The organism is Actinoplanes sp. DH11 (genome assembly GCF_020873875.1).
Classification (GTDB): Bacteria; Actinomycetota; Actinomycetes; order Mycobacteriales; family Micromonosporaceae; genus Actinoplanes.
In genome coordinates this window covers 51,620-70,066 of sequence record NZ_JAHWGU010000033.1, presented here as the reverse complement: position 1 = coordinate 70,066, position 18,447 = coordinate 51,620, and the positions used below count along the sequence as shown (strand labels likewise).

Here is an 18,447-nt window from a genome sequence, read left to right as displayed (position 1 = left end):
CAGGCCGAAGAGGAGCGCGCCGATCTCGATGAGCAGGATCGTCGTGTCGTGATGCACGGTACTCAGCCGTCGTCGTTGCCGGCCAGGATGGCGGTGACGCCGTCCAGGCCCTCCCGGGTGCCGACCGCAACGACCACGTCGTTGGAGTCGAACCGGAACGACGGCTCCGGGGAGGCGATCACTTCCCGGTCGCGCAGCACCGCCACGATCGAGGCCCCGGTCCGGCTGCGCGCGCGGGTGTCGCCCAGGCGCCGGCCCACGAACGGCGAACCGGCCGGAAGCGCGACCTGCTCGGTGAGCAGGCCGGCGGCCTGCTGCCGGAGACCGGCGAGCTGACCCAGCATCAGGGACGCGCCGAGGACGTCGGCGAGGGCCTCCGCCTCGTCGTCGGTGAGCGGGATCGAGGCCAGGCTGGAATCGGGGTCGTCGACGTCGTACAGCACCAGGTCGCGGCGGCCGTTGCGGTGGGACACGACCCCGACCGTCCGGCCGGAGGAGGTCACCAGATCATGGCGGACGCCGATTCCCGGCAGCGGAGTCTGTTCCACCCGAACACGCACGACGCCAACGGTAACCCGCAACCGGCCGGTATCGGCCCGGAAACCGACTCGGGCACCGGTAGGAGGGCATTACGCCTGTTCAGTGGCCTTCTCTTGATCGAAGTTGGTCGGTTGCGGCGTGTCGGCCGGGCGGGACCGGGCCAGCGCCAGCAGCACGAGCCCGAGCACGCAGAGTCCCAGGTTCAGGCCGAACGCGAGGCGGAACCCGTACTGCTGGGAAAGGCCGAAGAGCGGCGCGGCCAGGATGTTCCCGATCGGGAAGGTGTTGGTGAACATGGTGGTGGCCCGCCCCGGGAAGCGGGGCATCATGTCCTGCACGTACGAGATGCCCAGGCCCGACGTCGCGGCGATGAACAGCGCGTTCGGCAGCTGGGCGGCGGTGAGCATCCAGATCGACGTGGCGCTGAGGGCCAGCGCCTGGTAGATCACCGCGCAGACCGTGCCGGCCAGGATGATGACGCGGAGCGGCACCCGGGTGGAGAGCCAGCCGAAGCCCAGCATCAGCGGGATCTCCAGGGCGGCGCAGAGCCCGAGGATCAGGCCGGCGTCGCCGATCGAGCCGTTCAGCTCCGTGCTGGTGAACAGCGGCATCGCCTGCACGCCGAGGACCATCGCCGTCTGGAGCAGGGTGAACCCGACCAGGATCGGGATGAGCACCCGCGGCGCCCGGGAGGAGACCGGTCCGTCCTCCGCGCGCGGTGACGCCGGCGCCTCCATCTCCGGCAACCAGCGGATCGCCACCAGCGCGGCGATCAGGTACATCAGGGCGGCCGCGCCGTAGACCCAGCTGAAGTCGCCGGCCTCGAGCAGGAACGCCGCAAGCGTGGGACCGCCGACCCAGGCGATCGAGAAGACCGTGCGCAGGGTACTGATTCCCATCGCGGCCCGGCTCGGATCGTCGCGTTGGAGCACCTGTCTCGCGTACGCGAACGATTGTGGGTAGAGCGACCCGGCGATCGCCGTCGCCGTCGCGGTGAGCGCGAGCAGCACCCAGTAGTCGCGGACGACCGCGGTGAGACCGGTGCCGACGCAGCCGGCGAGGGCGGCGACGACAAGCAGCAGGCGTCGCATCGGGCGGCGGTCGGAGATCCGGCCGATCGCCCAGGACATCGCGACGCCGGAGAGGGAGGCCACCATCAGGAAGACGGTGACCTGGACCGGGCTGGCGTCGACCGCGGTGCTGAGGAAGAGCCCGAGGAAGGGACCGACCACGGCGGTGGCGATGCCGGAGGTGAGGAAGACGAGGCCTAGCGGGAAGAGCCGTCGCGTCAGGGAGGGCAGCGACACAGCTCGTACGTTACGGGTTCTTACCTGTTCGGGCCCCCTACCGGTGGTGGTCGTCACCGTTTTCCGGCACGCGCTAAAGTTGAGTTGCATACGCTCAAGTCTTTGGTTGGGAATCGATCAGGGGAGCAGATGAACACCGAACGCTTGACCACCAAGAGCCGCGAAGTGATCACTTCCGCGGTCGCCGACGCCGGCAGCCGCGGGCATGCCACGGTCGAGCCGTGGCACATGCTGCTGTCGCTGCTCGACACCGGCGGCTCGACCGCGACCGCGCTGCTGCGGGCGGTCGGGGCCAATCCCGCGGACATCCGCCGATCCGCCGCCCGCGCGCTCGAACAGCTGCCGTCCGCGCGCGGCGCCAGCACCGCGGAGCCCAGTCTTTCCCGGGAGTTCGTCAACGCCATCGGTTCGGCCGACCTGATCGCCAAGCCGCTCGGTGACGAATACGTGTCCACCGAGCACCTGCTGGCCGGCCTGGCCCGGGTCGGCGGTGCGGTCGGTCAGGCACTGCAGAGCGCCGGCGCCACCGAGGAGGCGCTGGTCGCCGCGTTCCCGCAGGTGCGCGGTGGGGAGCGGCGGGTCACCACCGCCGACCCGGAGCAGACCTACAAGTCGCTGGAGAAATACAGCGTCGACCTGACCGCGCTGGCCCGGGACGGCAAGATCGACCCGGTTATCGGGCGGGACGCGGAGATCCGCCGGGTGGTGCAGGTGCTCTCCCGGCGTACCAAGAACAACCCGGTGCTGATCGGTGAGCCGGGCGTCGGCAAGACCGCGATCGTGGAAGGCCTGGCCCAGCGGATCGTGGCCGGCGACGTGCCGGAGACCCTGCGCGACAAGAAGCTGGTCTCGCTCGACCTCGGCGCGATGGTCGCCGGCGCGCAGTACCGCGGCCAGTTCGAGGAGCGCCTCAAGAGCGTTCTCGAGGAGATCCGCGGATCCAACGGGCAGGTCGTCACGTTCCTCGACGAGCTGCACACGGTCGTCGGCGCCGGCAAGGGCGAGGGCTCGATGGACGCCGGCAACATGCTCAAGCCGATGCTGGCCCGCGGTGAGCTGCGGATGGTCGGCGCCACCACCCTCGACGAGTACCGCGAGCACATCGAGAAGGACCCGGCCCTGGAGCGCCGCTTCCAGCCCGTCGTGGTGGGCGAGCCGACGGTCGAGGACACCATCGGCATCCTGCGCGGTCTCAAGGGCCGTTACGAGGCGCACCACCGCGTGCAGATCACCGACGCCGCGCTGGTCGCCGCGGCCAGCCTCTCCGATCGCTACATCAGCGACCGGTTCCTGCCGGACAAGGCGATCGACCTGATCGACGAGGCCGCGTCCCGGCTGCGCATGGAGATCGACTCCCGGCCGGTCGAGCTGGACCAGCTTCAGCGCCAGGTCGACCGGATGCGGGTGGAGAGGCTCGCGCTCGGCAAGGAGACCGACCCCGCCTCGGTGGCCCGGCTGGAGAAACTGGAGCGCGACCTCGCCGACCGCGAGGAGGACCTGACCGCGCTCACCGCCCGCTGGGAACGCGAACGCAGCGGCCTGAACCGGGTCGGTGAGCTGAAGAAGCGGCTCGACGAGGCGAAGGCGGCCCAGGAGCGCGCCCAGCGCGACGGCGAGTTGCTCGAGGCGTCCCGGCTGCTCTACGAGATCATTCCGGCCCTGGAGAAGGGGATCCGGGAAGCCTCCGAGGCCGAGGACGAGAAATCCGAGCCGCCGATGGTCAAGGAGGAGGTCGGCGCCGACGACATCGCCGAGGTCGTCTCCGCGTGGACCGGCATCCCGGCCGGCCGGATGATGGAGGGCGAGACCGCCAAGCTGCTCCGGATGGAGGAGTCGCTGCAGGCCAAGGTGATCGGCCAGCAGGAGGCGGTGGCCGCGGTGGCGAGCGCCGTCCGCCGGGCCCGGGCCGGCATCGCCGACCCGGATCGCCCCACCGGCAGCTTCCTCTTCCTCGGCCCCACCGGTGTCGGCAAGACGGAGCTTGCCAAGGCGCTGGCCGGGTTCCTCTTCGACGACGAGCGGGCCATGGTCCGCATCGACATGAGCGAGTACGGCGAGAAGCACTCGGTGGCCCGGCTGGTCGGTGCCCCGCCCGGCTACGTGGGGTACGAGGAGGGCGGCCAGCTGACCGAGGCGGTGCGTCGCCGCCCGTACAGCGTGGTCCTGCTCGACGAGGTGGAAAAAGCCCACCCGGACGTCTTCGACCTGCTGCTCCAGGTGCTCGACGACGGGCGGCTCACCGACGGTCAGGGCCGGACCGTCGACTTCCGCAACGCCATCCTGGTGCTCACGTCGAACCTCGGCTCGGCGAACGCCGACTTCACGATGGGCGACGAGGAACGCCGCGACGAGGTGCTCGCCGCCGTGCGGGCACACTTCAAGCCCGAGTTCCTGAACCGGCTCGACGACATCGTGGTCTTCCACGCGCTCACCAAGGCCGACCTCACCGCGATCGTCGACATCCAGCTCGGCCGGCTGCGCAGCCGACTCGCCGAACGGCGGCTCGACCTCGAGGTGGCGCCCGAGGCGGTGGACTGGCTGGGCGAGCACGGGTACGACCCGATCTACGGCGCCCGGCCGCTGCGGCGCCTGGTGCAGTCCACCATCGGCGACCTGCTCGCCAAGGCGCTGCTCGGCGGCGACATCCGGGACGGCGACCTCGTGCAGGTCACGCTGAACGAGAACAAGGACGGTCTCACCGTCCGGCGCGGCGCCTGACGAACAGGGGCCCCGGGTTTCCCCGGGGCCCCTGTCATTTTCAGATGTCCGCTCCCCGTTGCCGGTAGGCGTGTGTCATCAGAATGTCCGTGATGGCGTGCTCGCCGTCCGCGGACCAGATTCTGATCCCGTTGCGGTGGAGCTGATATCGCACGTCCTTGAAGCGGGTCCGGGTGTCGTCATGGTGGACGACGGTCAGGGTGTCGGCGTGGGGCATGGGACTCACCGGTCCTTGTCAGATCTGGGGCCGCCGCGGTGCGGTCACGCGGCCGGCCTGATGGGATGGGTGCCTGAAGCCGGTCTGCCACGGCCCCGGCGCGCTCTGCGCGGGGCGGGCGACTCGTGCGGGCAAGGCGGTCCGCCGGAGATCTCTGCTGCCAGCTGGACGCCACGGCATCGAAGTGTAGGCGGGCGTGTCGCAGGGTGTCGCCCCCCGAAAGAGCGACGGTTTGCGGGTTTTTCGGACCATCGTCGCCCGATGCTGCCACACCGTCGCAGACCGTGAGGCGCGGTCGCGGTAGATGGCCTCCGACCGATACCGTAAATGGATCTAGAGGAGGGCAGTGTGACCGTTCCCATATATCCCACCCCAAACCCGGCACCGGCCGCGCGTCCACGGCGGCCCGGTGTCGTGACGACCTCGTCGTTCCTGCTCTACGGAGTAGCTTTCCTGCAGTTGGCGAGCGCACTCATCACGCTGCTCACCCTGGGCGGGGCGCGTGACGCCTACAACGACGCGTACGCGGGGACCGGCATCGACGTCGAGGCCGCCACGACCGCTGTCATGGTCGTCATCGCCCTGATGTACGGGGTGATCGCCATCGGTCTGGCGGTGCTGTCGTTCTTCAACAGCCGCGGCCACAACGCCTCCCGGATCACCACCTGGGTCTTCGCCGGCATCGGACTCTGCTGCAACGCGCTCAGCCTGACCAACGCGGCCGGCAGTGCGGTCACCGCCGAAGGGGCCGGCGTCCCCAGCGACAGCCAGGTCGAAGCCCAGGTGTCGGAGTCCTTGCCGGGCTGGTACGACCCGGCGCTCTGGGCGCTCACCCTGCTCACCGTGGGCGCGCTGCTCGCCGTGATCGTGCTGCTGGCGTTGCCGGCGTCGAACGCGTTCTTCCGCAAGCGAGGTGTGGGGTACGGGGGATATCCGGGCCCTTACGGCGGACCGTCGTACGGGCAGCCGTACCCGGGGATGCCTGGTCATCCCGGTGCCTACGGCCCTGCCGCCTACGGGCCTGCCGGTCCTTATGGGCCGCCGGCCGGCGCTCACGGTTCCGAGGCGTCGCCCTACGCGGCGCCTGACGTGACCGGCCAGCCGTTGTCGGGCGGGCCGGCATACCCGGGGCAGCCTGGCCCCGCGCCGTTCTCCGGGGCGCCTTATCCGAGTGGGCCTGGGTTCCCTGGGCAGCCCTATCCGGGCGGGCCTGGAATCCCCGGACAGCCTTATCCCGGCGGACCCGGGTTCCCTGGACAGCCCTATCCGGGCGGACCTGGCTTCGCCGGACTGCCCTATCCCGGCGGGCCCGGATTCCCGGAGCAGCCCTATCCGGGTGGGCCGGCGTTCCCCGCGCCTGGACAGTTCCCGCCGCATCCCGGCCAGCCGGGCGAGGCGAGCCACCTCGGGTCACCCGAGCAATACGGTGAGCCCGGGCAGCCGGCGCCGGGGCTTCCGCCGTACCCCGGCCAGACCGGAACCCACACGCCGGCATCCGCGCCGCCCGCATCCGCACCGCCCGCATTCGGCCTGCCGGCTTCTTCGCCGCAGGCGGGCCAGGACTACCCGCAGACCGGGCCTGCAGCACCGGGCTTCCCCGCACCGAGCGATTCCACGGTGCCGGGTTTCCCGCCGGCAGGTTCGGACGCCGCACCCGGCGGTTCGCCGGCACTCGCCGGTCCGCCCGCCAGCCAGCCGCCGAGTGACCCCTGGGCCCCGCCGCCGGCCACGGACCGGACACCGGCCGAGCCGCTGGATCAGCCGCCGGCTGCTGCCGCCGGCCAATCACCTGGCGATCTGCCGGCGGCTTTTCCGGCCGGGGATTCGCCTGCGGTTCCCGGTAGGGAGGCCTCCGACCAGCCCGGAAGCGACCAACCGCAGCGCCGGCCGGACGACCCGGCCTGACGAACACCGGACCGGCTCGCCTGCAAAGGACGAGCCGGTCCGTTTTTGAACACAGAGGCCGCCCCCCGGACCGGACGAGGCTGCCGCCGGGTCGGGGCGGTACCCGCGCGCCGCTGGTTGGGCCGACCCTGCGCCTGCTCGTCCCACCGGCTGCGCGATGTGCTCGCCGAGGCCCGGGCCGCGCGGCCGCACGGGTCCCCGTGAGCGGACGGCCGGTGACCCGCCGGTGACCGGTAGCCACCTGTCCGCGCACCCTGGGCAGTCCGCCCACTTTCCCCCGCTGCAGGCGGTAGGTTTTGGCCAGCCGACCACTGCGGGAGCCCATCGATGTCGTACGTCGCCCAGCCACCCTCACCGGCCTCGCCGCCGCAGAATCAGTACCCCGCGCCGCCCCGGCCCGCAGCCCGACCGGCTTCGATCACTGTTGCGGTCGCTCTGCTCTGGACCATGGCGGTGGCGGGGCTGGCCTACGCGGTCAGCATGGTCGCGGTGACGCCGGGCACGGTAGGACGGTTCCGGGACGCCACTGCCGGGTCCGAGCTGGCGGAGAACTTCATCGCGGTCGTCTGGCTCGTCTCCGCAGTGGGTGCGGTGGTGGCGGTGCTCGTTGTGGCACTGTTCGTGGTGCTCGGCCTGGGTTTGCGGCGGGGCAGCCGGGTGGCCTGGGGTGTCACGCTCGGGCTCTGCGTGCTCGGTGTGCTGGGCGGTTGCGGCGCGGTCGCGGCGATCGGGGCCCAGCAGTCCGGTGACGCGGTGCCGGGGTCGCTGGGTTTCGCTCTGAACGACGCCTATCCGGGCGGCTGGATCGGCTTGAACGCCGTGGTGGCGGTGGCGCAGGTCATCGCGTACATCTTGGTCGCCTTCCTCCTGCTCCTCACCCCGCGCGCGTTCTTCGGCGGCGCGGCTGCGGCAAGGAGCGCGGAAGGAAATTCCTGGGGTACGGCCGGAGCGGCACCCTGGCACCCCACGAGCGGCACCCCGGCGGGCGTGCCCGGCGCACTAGGCCACCCCGGCGGCCCGGCGGCATCGGGCGGACCGTGGGCGACCGGCGGCCCGGCGGCATCGGGCGGACCGTGGGCAGCCGGCGGCCCGGGCTCGGCGGGAGCGATGTGGAATCAGGGTGACGGCGGGAACGGACCCGTATACCCATCGAGTGAGTCTCCCGTCACATCATCACCGTGGGCTGGACCACATTCTCCGGATCAATACCCGCGTTCGGATCAAAGTCCGTCCGAAGGGGATCACAAGTCGGTGATGGAGAAGCCCGCGCCGAGGCCGGAAGACGAGTACTGGTCACGACCTTCGGACTGAACCGGCCAGTAACAAACCCTATCCGGTCCGGCATCGACGACTGTGGGTCACTCGAACGGGTACGGTGCGTTTCTGCGGGCGTCACCCGATCGGCTGTCCGGATAGATGGAGATCGGCCGACCGGTGCGTGTTTTCGCCTGGACGGGCAAACGTGATTCCGAACCCTCACAGCAGTCTCACAGCGCAGCCACCAGGTGATCCTGAGGTGCGCGGAGGTACCGTGGCGACGTTACCTTCTTTGAGCAGCGTCTATGGTCCGTGGAAAGGTCGAGCGCCGATGGACGATCGGTAAACCTTCTTTACAGAGCCCGGCAAAGCCCTGGGTCAATAGTTCCGTTCCGCCCCGGCGGGGCGAAAGATTCCGGTTTCCTTCCAGCCAGTACGCTCGATGTCATGACGGCACGGCAAGACCTGCGTAAATTCATCACTGAATGGCCGTCGCGCAGCGTGGCGTCGTGCTTTCATCGGGTCGTGAGCTGTTGGGTTCGGAGTGTGGCTACCAAAAGATCGCGCAGTGCGGCGTGATGGTCTGGATGCGTTCTGTTGCGGGTCATCGTCCGAGATCGGTGAACCGAAACAATCGACGAATTGACAATGTGGCCCGCCTCACTCCGGAGACGGGGATCGAGAGCTCGACACGGATAGGTAGCGACCAGATGGCGGCTGAGGCGTTGCAGGAGGCAGAGACCGAAGTCGGTGTCGTGGTCGAGGACGGCCGGAAGCTGGGGCGGTGCGGGTTGCCGGAGCGCCTCACCGGTCGGCCGACCCGGCGGGCGATCTCGGCCTTACGGCCCGAAAGTTAGCCGGTTCGTTCCTGCACACATGCAGGAGAATCGATGCAGTTGGTGGAAGGATGGAGATCGTGGGAACTGCGTTGGCGGAAATGACAATGCCTCAAATCTCGCCGCTTGCCGGCGAGCCGATTGAACGCGCCGACGCCGAGCGGCTGGCGGGAGTGCTCAAGGCACTCGCCGACCCGGCCCGGCTGCGGCTGCTGAGCCTCATCCAGTCCGCGACGGATGGCGAGGCGTGTGTCTGCGACCTCACGGCTCCCCTGGGGCTCTCGCAGCCCACGGTGAGCCACCACCTCCGGATCCTGACGGAGGCTGGTCTGCTGGAGCGCGAGAAGCGCGGTGTCTGGGCGTACTACCGCCTGGTGCCGACCGCAATCGCGACCATTGCGGACCTGCTCACCCCGCCGCGCAAGCGGGCCACCAAGAAGGCCCGCTGATCCGTTGGGAAACGCCTGGCGTCACTGAAGCATGGGGGCGTGACGCCAGGCCGAGGACTTCATCCCAGTCCACTTGGGCGGACCCGAAGAGGACTTGGGCGGACCTGAGGAGGAACGGGTGAACTACGTCCCCGGCGACTTGCGTGAACAGCTCGCGCACGTGGGTTACGACGTGGTGCAGGCGGGTCTTGTGTGTGGTTCGGGCGGCAATCTGTCCGCCCGGATCCCCGACGAGGACGCCGTCTGGGTCACTGCGAGTGGTTCCTGGCTCGACCGGCTGAACCGGAGTTCGTTCGCGTCCGTCCGGATCTCGGACGGCGCACCGGTGACGATCGGCTCGGTGCCGCAGCCGCGGGTCGAGCCGACGAGCGAGCTGGCGCTGCACCTCGCGCTCTACCGGGCCCGGCCGGACGTCAACGCGGTGGTCCACCTGCATCCGCAGACGGCGCTGCTGCTGGACGCGCTCGGCGAGCACATCCGGATCGTCACCACCGATCATGCTTACTACCTGCGGCGGGTCTCCACCGTCCCGTTCCGGCTGCCCGGCAGCACGGAGCTGGCGTCGCTGACCGCGGCGATGGCTGCGGACGGCACCGACTGCCTGGTTCTCAGCCAGCACGGTTGTGTGGTGATGGGTGACTCCGTCGAGCTGGCCCACAAGCGGGCCCGCAACCTGGAGGAAGCCGCCTCCCTGACCTACCGGGCGCTGACGGCGGGCCGGTTGGAAAACTTGCGCGACTGCCCGGAGCAGTTCCTGGACCGGCTGTCCGGCTCCACAGCGGTCTCGGTCTAGGCCGGTCCTGCGGCAGGCGGGCCGGTCGCGCCCACCTGCCGCCGGCACAGACGATTCACAGGATTTTTCTAGCTCGCGCCCGTACCCTCGGCGGCGAATTGGTCTGCGCGTCCACCGATCCGCTCGAGGAGACGATTTCTGCATGGGTGGCATCACCGACTGGATCAGTGACTGGGTCTTCCGGCTGGTCGATGCGCTGGGTGCGATAGGCGTCGGCCTGCTGCTCTTCCTCGAGACAGTCATCCCGCCGATCCCCTCGGAGCTGATCCTTCCGCTGGCCGGGTTCCGTGCCCGGGACGGCGATCTCAACGTCTTCGCCGTCTGGACGACCGCCACGCTCGGTGCGCTGGCCGGTGCGCTCGTCCTCTACTACGTCGGCGCCCTGCTGGGATACGACCGGCTGCACGCGCTGGCCGGCAAGCGCTGGTTCGTCCTGGCCACCCGCGCGGACGTGGAGCGGGGTTACGCCCTCTTCGAGAAGTACGGGACCTGGCTGGTCCTGGCCGCCCGGTGCGTGCCGATCGTCCGCAGCCTGATCTCGCTCCCGGCGGGCGTCGCGCGGATGTCGCTGAGCAAGTTCGTCCTCTTCACCGCCATCGGCAGCGGCATCTGGAACGCCGCCCTGATCGGTGCCGGCTGGCTGCTCGCCGACAACTGGGAGAAGGTCGAGGGCTACCTCAGCCCGGTCAGCAAGATCGTGCTGGGTCTCGGCGTCGCCTTCGTGATCTTCCTGGTGGTCCGCCGGGTGCTGGCCCGGAAACGGGCGACCGCAGCCGGCGTCGACCCGGCCGAGGCCGACGTGGACGGCCGCCCGGCGCCCGACTTCGACGGCCTGGGTCACCCGAACGAGTACCCGACGGGCCGGCACCCGGCGCGCGGCGTGGCCCGGGTGCGGGACGACCGGCAGTGACCGGGGTGTGCGGTGACCGGGGTGTGCGGTGGCCGGCGGTGACCGGGATGTGCGGCGGGCGAGGCAGAGGGTGCGGCGTGGTGTTGCTTCCCCTCGGCTCTGTTGCGGTCTCTCGACAAGGGGCGCTGCGGTCGTCCGCGCGGCGGTGTTGATCTGCTAGCGGTGCGAAATCGCGGTTTTGACCCCATGATCACAGCGATTTCGTAGCGCTAGCAGATCAACATCTCGCCAGGGGCGGCCCTGCCGGCGCCACTGGGGCCGGAACCTGGGGACGCAGGCCGGAATCGGGCGCCTGCCGGAACCGGGCGCGGGTCGGCACTGGACGCGGACTGGAACCTGGCGGCGCGGGCCGGCACCGGGAGGGCGCGGGTTCGGTGCGCGGGCCGCGCCGGCTGGACGGTGACCGGGCGCGGCGCCTGCGGGGTGGTGCTGAGCTGTGGGGACGGAAAAGCCGGCCCGGCCTGGGGAAGGCGGGGCCGGCTCAGCACCGGGTGAAGGTCAGCGCGGCCAGTTCTGGTCGTCGCCGTACTGCGGGGGCTGCTGCGCGGGCTGACCGTAGACGTGCCCGGACGGCTGGCCGTAGGCCTGGCCGGGCTGCTGGCCCTGGTTCTGCGGCTGCGGCGGGAAAAGCTGGCCACCGTACTGGCCGGTCGGCTCGTCGTAACGGTCCGGCCCGTACTGGGCGGGCGCGTGCGGGGCCTGGCCGTACTGGTGCGGCGGCTGCCCGTACCCCTGCTGGGTCTGACCGCCGTGCGGGGCGGCAACCGGCTGGTGATGCGGGTGGATCTCGTCGTGGGCGGCGTCCGCGATGCCGGCGACGCTTGCCGCGGCGACCACGCCGAAGGCCTCCACCGGCTCGGGGCCGTCCGACTTGCCGACCTTCTTGTGCTTCCGCTCGCGGAGGATCTCGATGAAGATCGGCAGCACCGAGATCACGATGATCAGCGCGACCACCGGCAGGATGTAGTGGTCGATCTGGTCGCCGATGGCGTCGTAGATGCGCTGCGCCAGCAGGTAACCGATGAGGATGATGCCGTCGGTCCAGAGGATGGCGCCGACCACGTTCCACAGGAAGAACTGCTTCGCCGGCATGCCGAGGGTGCCCGCGACCGGGTTGAGGAAGGTCCGGACGATCGGGATGAACCGGGCCAGCACCACCGCCTTGGCGGGGCCGAACTTCTCGAAGTAGTACTCCGCCTTCTCGACGTACTCCTTCTTGAACAGCTTCGACTCGGGCTTGTCGAACATCCGGCGGCCGTACTTGGCGCCGAGCCAGTGCCCGAGCTGGGCGCCGATGATCGCGCAGATCGGGGCGCCGATCAGCAGGGCGGCGATCGACAGCTTGGTGTCGAAGATCGAGTCGGCTACCGAGGAGGCCGCCACACCCGCCAGGAACAGCAGGGAGTCCCCGGGGAAGAAGAAGCCGACCAGGAGGCCGGTCTCCGCGAAGAGGATGGCCAGAACGCCTGGCACGCCGAAGGCCGAGAGCAGGTCCTTCGGGTCCATCGGGTTCAGAGCGAGCTGCTCGGTGAGCGCATGGATTTCCACGAGGAGCCAGGGTACCGGCCTGTTCAAGGCCGGTACCCCGGGAAACCTTGCGCACCGAGAAGTAATCCGAGCGGTGATCGGACGGTCACAGCCGGGGGTCGACCGGCTCCGATTCGGCGGCCAGAACGGCGAAGACCAGTTCGTGGATCCGCCACGGCGCGGCACCCTCGGCCAGCCGGTCCAGGGCGGCCAGGCCCAGCCCGTGCTCGCGCAGGGCGAGCGACCGCTTGCGGCCCAGGTTCCGGCCGCGGAGCCGGGTGAGCTGTTCCGGCCGGGTGTACTCCGGGCCGTAGATGATCCGCAGATACTCCCGGCCGCGGCACTTCACGCCGGGCTGCACGAGGCGGCCCTTCGCGTCGGTCGCTGCCAGGCCGGCCCACGGCTTCACCACCATGCCTTCGCCGCCGGCGGCGGTCAGCGACAGCCACCATTCGGTGGCGGCGGCCTCCGACACCGGGTCGTCGAGGTCGACGATCATCCGGCGGGTCGGCGTGAAGATCTCCGGGTCTGCCGCGACCAGGCGGTCCGCCAGCGCCAGGTGCCAGTCATGGTCCTTCCTGGTGTACGCGGCACCCGCGCCGGCCAGCACCGCGAAAGGCGCCAGGGTGACACCGGTGAGGCCGTCCGTCGGTTTCACGTACGACCGGTAGGCCACCGAGTAGCCGTCGATCTCGGCCGACCGCAGTTCCAGCCGGTCCCGCAGCGCCGTCACGTCGAGACCCCGCGCCGCCGTCCGATCCAGCACGTCGAGCGCGGCCGGCAGGGCGGACCGCCCGGCCGCGCCGACCCCGGCGTAGTGGTCGCGGATCAGCGAGCCGGCCTTCGCCGACCAGGGCAGCAGTTCGGCGTCGAGCAGCAGCCAGTCGGTGCCGAGGTCGGCGAAGAGCGGCGCGGCGGCGGACCGGACCCGGGCGAGCAGCGGCTCGTCCAGTTCGGGCCCGAAGAACGGCCGGCCGGTACGCGTCCAGATCGCGTCACCGGACCCGGCGGCGGAGACCCGCACCACGGCCCGCGAGCCCATGTGCTTCTCCTCGCACACCAACCGGCCGACCCCGGCGGCTCGCAGGTCGGCGAAGGCCGCAGACGGATGTTCGAGGTACCCGTCGACGGTGGAACTGGAGCAGGGCGCCATCGTCGGCGGCAGCCAGACCAGCGTTTCCGGGTCCAGGGCGAACCGGCTCATCACCTCCAGGGCGGCGGCGGCGTTCTCGGCGGGGACGATCGTCCGCCCGTACCCGTAATCGATGTGCCGGCGGCCCGTCACGTCCGCGATGTCGAGGCCCGAGTCGGGTTTCGCCGCAATGGCGGCGAAGGGCTTGGCCGGTGCGTAGTACTCCTTCGCGGCGGGCACCGCGACCAGTTCGCGGGTGGGCCAGCGCAGCGCGGTGAGCGCGCCGCCGAAGACGCAGCCGGTGTCCAGGCAGATCGTGTTGTTGATCCACTCCGGTTCCGGTGTCGGTGTGTGGCCGTAGACGACGGCGGCCGACCCGCGGTAGTCCTTGGCCCACGGGTAGCGGACGGGAAGGCCGTACTCGTCGGTCTCGCCGGTTGTTTCGCCGTAGAGCGCGAAGCTGCGCACCCGGCCGGACGCCCGCCCCTGGTACGCCTCCTTCAGCCCGGCGTGCGCGACCACCAGCTTGCCGTCGTCGAGCACGTAGTGACTGACCAGGCCCTCGATGAACGTTTTCACCTCGGTGACGAACTCGTCGGGTTCGGCGGCGAGCTGTTCCAGCGTCTCCGGCAGGCCGTGGGTGAGCTGCACGTTGCGGCCGTTGAGCTTGCGGGCCAGCTTGTTCTCGTGGTTGCCCGGCACGCAGATCGCGTGGCCGGCCGCCACCATGCCCATCACCAGCCGCAGCACGCCGGGCGAGTCCGGGCCGCGGTCGACCAGGTCGCCGACGAAGACGGCGGTCCGGCCCTCCGGGTGCACCGCGTCGACCGGCCGGCCCTGCTCGTCGCGGACCAGGTCCCAGCCGAGCCTGCCGAGCAGCACCTCCAGTTCGGCGCGGCAGCCGTGCACGTCGCCGACGATGTCGAACGGCCCGTGCTCGTCGCGCCGGTCGTTGAAGAGCTTCTCGTAGCGGACCTCGGCGGCCTCGATCGCCTCCGTGCCGCGCAGCACGTGGATCTTGCGGAATCCTTCCCGGCTCAGCTGATTGAGGGACCGCCGCAGGTCCCGGTGCATCCGGGTGATCACCTGGCGGCCGAATGTGCGGTCCTCGCGGGCCTCCGTGCGCTCCCAGGCCAGCGACTCCGGCACGTCCAGGACGATCGCCACCGGGAGCACGTCGTGCTCGCGGGCGACCTTGACCAGCCCGGCCCGGGCATGCGTCTGCAGGTTGGTGGCGTCCACGACGGTGAGCCGGCCGGCGGCCAGCCGCTTGCCGGCCACGTAGTGCAGCACGTCGAAGGCGTCCGCCGAGGCCGACTGGTCGTTCTCGTCGTCGGCGATCAGGCCGCGGAAGAAGTCCGACGAGAGCACCTGGGTGCTCTTCCAGTGCTTGCGGGCGAACGTCGACTTGCCGGACCCGGAGATGCCGACCAGCGCGACGAGGGCGAGGTCGGGAACGTCGATGATCATGCGGACACCTCCGTGCCGATCGTGAAGAGGGCGAGCTGGGTCGGTGCGCCGGTCGTCTCGTCGGGCTCGCCGACACCACGCACCGTCACCGTGTAGCCGTGTTCGGCGGCGACCCGGCCGGCCCACTCGGTGAACTCGGCGCGGGTCCACTCGAAGCGGTGGTCCGAGTGCCGCATCCCGGTCAAGCCCTCGTAGTGCACGTTGTACTCGACGTTCGGCGTGGTCACCACGACTGCGGCCGGTCGCGCGTGCCCGAAGACGGAGGCCTCCAGCGCGGGCAGCCGGGGCAGGTCGACGTGCTCGATGACCTCCATCAGCACCGCCGCGTCGAACCCGCGCAGCCGGTCGTCACGGTAGGTGAGGGCAGTCTGGATGAGCTTCACCCGGTCGCGCTGACGGTCCGGCAGCCGATCCAGCCGCAACCGGCGGGCGGCCTGCTCCAGCGCGCGGCTGGAGACGTCGGCCCCGACGATCTCGGTGATCGCGCGCTGCTTGAGCAGCGCGGTGAGCAGGGCGCCGCCGCCGCAGCCCAGGTCCAGCACGCGGGTGGCGCCCACCTCGGCCAGCGCGCCGAGCACCGCGTCCCGCCGCTGCTCGGCGAGCGGGGCCCGGCGCGGCACCGGGAGCTCGGCGTCCTCCTCGGTGGCCGGCTCGTCGTCCGTCTCCAGCAGCTGCAGGGCGGTGGTCGCCAGGGACCTGCGGTGCGCCAGGTAGCGGCGGGCGATCAGCACCTTCTCCGGATGCTCGGCCAGCCAGCCCGCGCCGGAGCGCAGCAGCTTCTCGATCTCGTCCGGGGCGACCCAGTAGTGCTTGCTGTCGTCGAGCACCGGCAGCAGCACGTAAAGGTGGTTGAGCGCGTCGGCGAGCCGCAGCTCACCGGTGAGCCGCAGATCGACGTACCGGCTGTCGCCGCCGATCTCCGGCTCCAGCGGGATCGGCGTCACGTCGACCGCCCAGCCGAGCGGGGTGAACAGACGGGTCACCAGTTCGGTGGTGCCGCGCAGAACCGGGACCCGGATCTCCAGCGGGATCGGCACGGCGGCCAGCTCCGGGCGGTCCTTGGAGGCACCGCGGAGGGCGCTGCGGAACACCTTCGCGAGCGCGCCGGCCAGCAGGCTGGAAGCGGCGTACGGGCGATCGTTGACGTACTGGCTCAGCTCGAAGGCGTCCCGCTGCGCTCGCAACCGCGCCGGATCGACGTCCAGCAGCAGGGCCGCGGTGCACCGATCATCGGTCGCCTCCGGGTACATGACGTACGCCGTACCGGTGGGCACGTCGAAGGAGTGCACCCGCTCGGGGTGCTTGACCAGCAGGTAACCGAGATCGGTCGCGGGCCGGTGTGTGGTCGTCACAGTGAGCAGCACGCACTGATCGTGTCAGCCCCGCGCCGCTCCCGGCGATCGAATTGTGGCCGGTCAGCGGTAGTCGTCGTCGAACTCGACGATCCGGCCCTGCTCCTGGGCGTCCCACTCGTTGGCCTCGGCGACCGCCGGGACCGGGCTGTCCTCGTGGTCCTGCCAGCTCGGGACGGCGCTCATGGACTGTTCCGCCGCATCCACCTCGGGCGTCTCCAGGTCGATCTGGTCCCTCGGGTGCGTCATGCTCGGCTCCCCCTCGCTAGTCGCCGGTTCCATGGTGCGGCTTCCCCCGCGAAGATGCCGCACAAACCGGCACGAGCCATCAGATCACCGGCGGGGTACGGCCGGACGCCGCGCCAGCCACCTGCCGAAACCGCCCACCACCAGCAGCAGGACGCCGGCGGCGAGCAGCCCGCCGGGCCCGGTGATCGGCAGATCGTCGTCCCCGACGGCGACGGTCACCACGAGCGGGGCGGTGTTGTTCTTCGGCCGCGGGTCAACGGCGAGCGCCGGTGCGCGGACCTGCCCGGCCTCGTCCGGCTTCTCCTGCACCACGAGGGTGAACTCGAGATGCTCCCGCGTGCCCGGTGCCAGCGCGGTGTTCGTGTAGCAGTAGAAGTTTCCGTCGGTGCCCGTCCCTTCGCAGTCACCGTCGACACCGCCCACCCGGGTGCCGCGCGGCGGCTCCACGACGATCGGCAGCAGGTTGTTGTCGAACAGCTCCGGGTGCAGGCGTCCGGGCCCGTTGTTGACCCGGCCCACCCGCAGCGCGACCTCTTCGCCGGTCCGCCCCTTCACCTCGGTCCCGATCGCGGCCAGGTCCGGGGTCCGGCCGCCGGTCACGGTGAGCGTGAAAGCCGTGGAGTTGTCGTCCGGCTCCAGCTCGACCTGCGGGGTGCCGGCCGCGGCGACGACCTCGGTCAGCGTCAGCTCGCCGCCGGTGCCGGGTTCGGCGCCGGGCAGGAGGCGGTCGATCGGCATGGAGGCCACCATGTCCTCCCACTCGGTCGCGGTCGTCCAGGCGAGCTCGGCGTCCAGGACGCTGCCGTCGATCGAGTCGGCCGGGGTGCGCAGCCGGATCGGCTCGGTGAGCGCGTAGGTCGACCCCGGCTGGATCCGCGTGTCGAAGGTGCAGAAGACCACCACGCTGTAGACGCAGTTCCGGTACGAGGTCGGCACCAGCGCTTCGCGGCGCACCCCTAGGTAGAGGGTCACGCCGTCGGCGACGGTGCTGCCGGTGTTGCGGACCCGGGTGTCCACCGGGACCTCGGCACCGGGCGCCGCCTCGACGGGCGCCGCCTCGGTTGCGGCCAGGTTCACACCCTCGCCGATCCGGATCAGGGATTCCGCGGTGCTCTCCGGCCCGTCGTCGACCGACGCGGTGACCCGGACGGTGCCGGAGTCACCGGCGACCCCGCCCGGCTTGGGCGTGACCTGGAAGAAGGCCAGTGCGAGCAGCGGGGTCATGCCGCCCACGTACTGCCGGGTGGTGCAGGTGAACGTGTCGCCGCCGGCCCGGCAGCCCTCGTCCGGCGCCGCCGAACTCGTCGCGCCGCCGGCGGATCGGACGGCGATGTCGTCACGCAGGTAGCCGCTCTCCACGACCTCGCTCAGCTCGACGTCGGCGAAACCGGTGACGTCGCTGAAGTCGACGACGTAGCGGATGGTCGCGAGCGGGCTGTCGTCCTCGCCGGTGACGATCGAGGCCCACAGGCCCGGTTCGAAGGCCTCGCCGCCGGGTGTCAGCGTCAGCTGCGGGAAATAGGCCGTGATGGTGGGTCGTGCCGGTGCGGCAGTGGCCGGGACCGGGCAACAACCCACGGCGAGCAGGATCGCGGACGCGGTGGTCACGAGCCGCCCGGGAAGTGCGGACATGATCCGAAGGTTATTCGTCCTTTAGGTGTGATGTGCCGGATTAGCGGTCCCAGTTCCGGGGTGATTTCCGCTACGCAGGGCGACTGCGGAATACTGCCTGCTGGAGGACAGCGCGGTCCTGCCCTCTGCTTCCCGTTCCAAGAGCAAGGAGCG

Annotated in this window: 14 protein-coding genes; 6 read left to right on the top strand and 8 right to left on the bottom strand. The window is 70.6% G+C overall.

Features of this window, described 5'->3' with window-relative positions:
- Nucleotides 1-62: 62 nt before the first annotated feature.
- Both LPA41_RS34685 and LPA41_RS34680 read right to left on the bottom strand, forming a co-directional pair.
- A complete protein-coding gene (locus LPA41_RS34685) occupies nucleotides 63-560 on the bottom strand; it encodes a cation:proton antiporter regulatory subunit (protein WP_229075461.1) in 498 nt (165 codons plus the stop codon).
- Nucleotides 561-629: 69 nt separating this feature from the next.
- Complete coding sequence (locus LPA41_RS34680) at nucleotides 630-1,847, bottom strand: sugar efflux transporter (protein WP_229075459.1); 1,218 nt, start codon at nucleotides 1,845-1,847, stop codon at nucleotides 630-632.
- 129 nt (nucleotides 1,848-1,976) lie between these two features.
- Between LPA41_RS34680 and clpB the strand changes: the two genes are divergently transcribed.
- Nucleotides 1,977-4,565 (top strand): ATP-dependent chaperone ClpB, encoded by a 2,589-nt coding sequence (gene clpB, locus LPA41_RS34675; RefSeq protein WP_229075458.1) that lies wholly within the window; start codon nucleotides 1,977-1,979, stop codon nucleotides 4,563-4,565.
- 40 nt (nucleotides 4,566-4,605) lie between these two features.
- On the opposite strand, the gene LPA41_RS34670 is transcribed toward clpB, so the two are convergent.
- On the bottom strand, nucleotides 4,606-4,782 hold the full coding sequence (locus LPA41_RS34670; protein ID WP_229075456.1) for a hypothetical protein: 177 nt from the start codon (nucleotides 4,780-4,782) through the stop codon (nucleotides 4,606-4,608).
- 348 nt (nucleotides 4,783-5,130) lie between these two features.
- Between LPA41_RS34670 and LPA41_RS34665 the strand changes: the two genes are divergently transcribed.
- The 5 genes from LPA41_RS34665 to LPA41_RS34645 all read left to right on the top strand — a co-directional run bounded on the left by LPA41_RS34665 (nucleotide 5,131) and on the right by LPA41_RS34645 (nucleotide 10,932).
- On the top strand, nucleotides 5,131-6,687 hold the full coding sequence (locus LPA41_RS34665; RefSeq protein ID WP_229075455.1) for a hypothetical protein: 1,557 nt from the start codon (nucleotides 5,131-5,133) through the stop codon (nucleotides 6,685-6,687).
- A 327-nt stretch (nucleotides 6,688-7,014) separates the two neighbouring features.
- Complete coding sequence (locus LPA41_RS34660; RefSeq protein WP_229075453.1) at nucleotides 7,015-7,998, top strand: hypothetical protein; 984 nt, start codon at nucleotides 7,015-7,017, stop codon at nucleotides 7,996-7,998.
- An 853-nt stretch (nucleotides 7,999-8,851) separates the two neighbouring features.
- Entirely contained in the window at nucleotides 8,852-9,229 is a 378-nt protein-coding gene (locus tag LPA41_RS34655; RefSeq protein WP_014440216.1) for a helix-turn-helix transcriptional regulator, read from the top strand.
- Nucleotides 9,230-9,347: 118 nt separating this feature from the next.
- On the top strand, nucleotides 9,348-10,022 hold the full coding sequence (locus LPA41_RS34650) for a class II aldolase/adducin family protein (protein ID WP_229075452.1): 675 nt from the start codon (nucleotides 9,348-9,350) through the stop codon (nucleotides 10,020-10,022).
- 142 nt (nucleotides 10,023-10,164) lie between these two features.
- Nucleotides 10,165-10,932: a DedA family protein gene (locus LPA41_RS34645; protein WP_229075451.1), complete on the top strand. Its 768-nt coding sequence runs from the start codon at nucleotides 10,165-10,167 to the stop codon at nucleotides 10,930-10,932.
- Nucleotides 10,933-11,430: 498 nt separating this feature from the next.
- Here LPA41_RS34645 and LPA41_RS34640 read toward each other — a convergent pair whose 3' ends face one another.
- The 5 genes from LPA41_RS34640 to LPA41_RS34620 all read right to left on the bottom strand — a co-directional run bounded on the left by LPA41_RS34640 (nucleotide 11,431) and on the right by LPA41_RS34620 (nucleotide 18,294).
- Nucleotides 11,431-12,480 carry a DedA family protein gene (locus tag LPA41_RS34640; protein ID WP_308036658.1) on the bottom strand — a complete coding sequence of 350 codons (1,050 nt, stop codon included), beginning with the start codon at nucleotides 12,478-12,480 and terminating at the stop codon, nucleotides 11,431-11,433.
- Nucleotides 12,481-12,565: 85 nt separating this feature from the next.
- On the bottom strand, nucleotides 12,566-15,061 hold the full coding sequence (locus tag LPA41_RS34635; protein WP_229075449.1) for a polynucleotide kinase-phosphatase: 2,496 nt from the start codon (nucleotides 15,059-15,061) through the stop codon (nucleotides 12,566-12,568).
- Entirely contained in the window at nucleotides 15,058-16,425 is a 1,368-nt protein-coding gene (locus LPA41_RS34630; protein ID WP_229075447.1) for a 3' terminal RNA ribose 2'-O-methyltransferase Hen1, read from the bottom strand. The genes LPA41_RS34635 and LPA41_RS34630 overlap by 4 nt, the downstream gene beginning before the upstream one ends.
- A gap of 51 nt (nucleotides 16,426-16,476) precedes the next feature.
- Nucleotides 16,477-16,662: a hypothetical protein gene (locus LPA41_RS34625; protein WP_229075445.1), complete on the bottom strand. Its 186-nt coding sequence runs from the start codon at nucleotides 16,660-16,662 to the stop codon at nucleotides 16,477-16,479.
- An 84-nt stretch (nucleotides 16,663-16,746) separates the two neighbouring features.
- Nucleotides 16,747-18,294, bottom strand: a complete 1,548-nt coding sequence (locus LPA41_RS34620; protein WP_229075444.1) for a hypothetical protein — start codon at nucleotides 18,292-18,294, stop codon at nucleotides 16,747-16,749.
- Nucleotides 18,295-18,447: the final 153 nt, after the last annotated feature.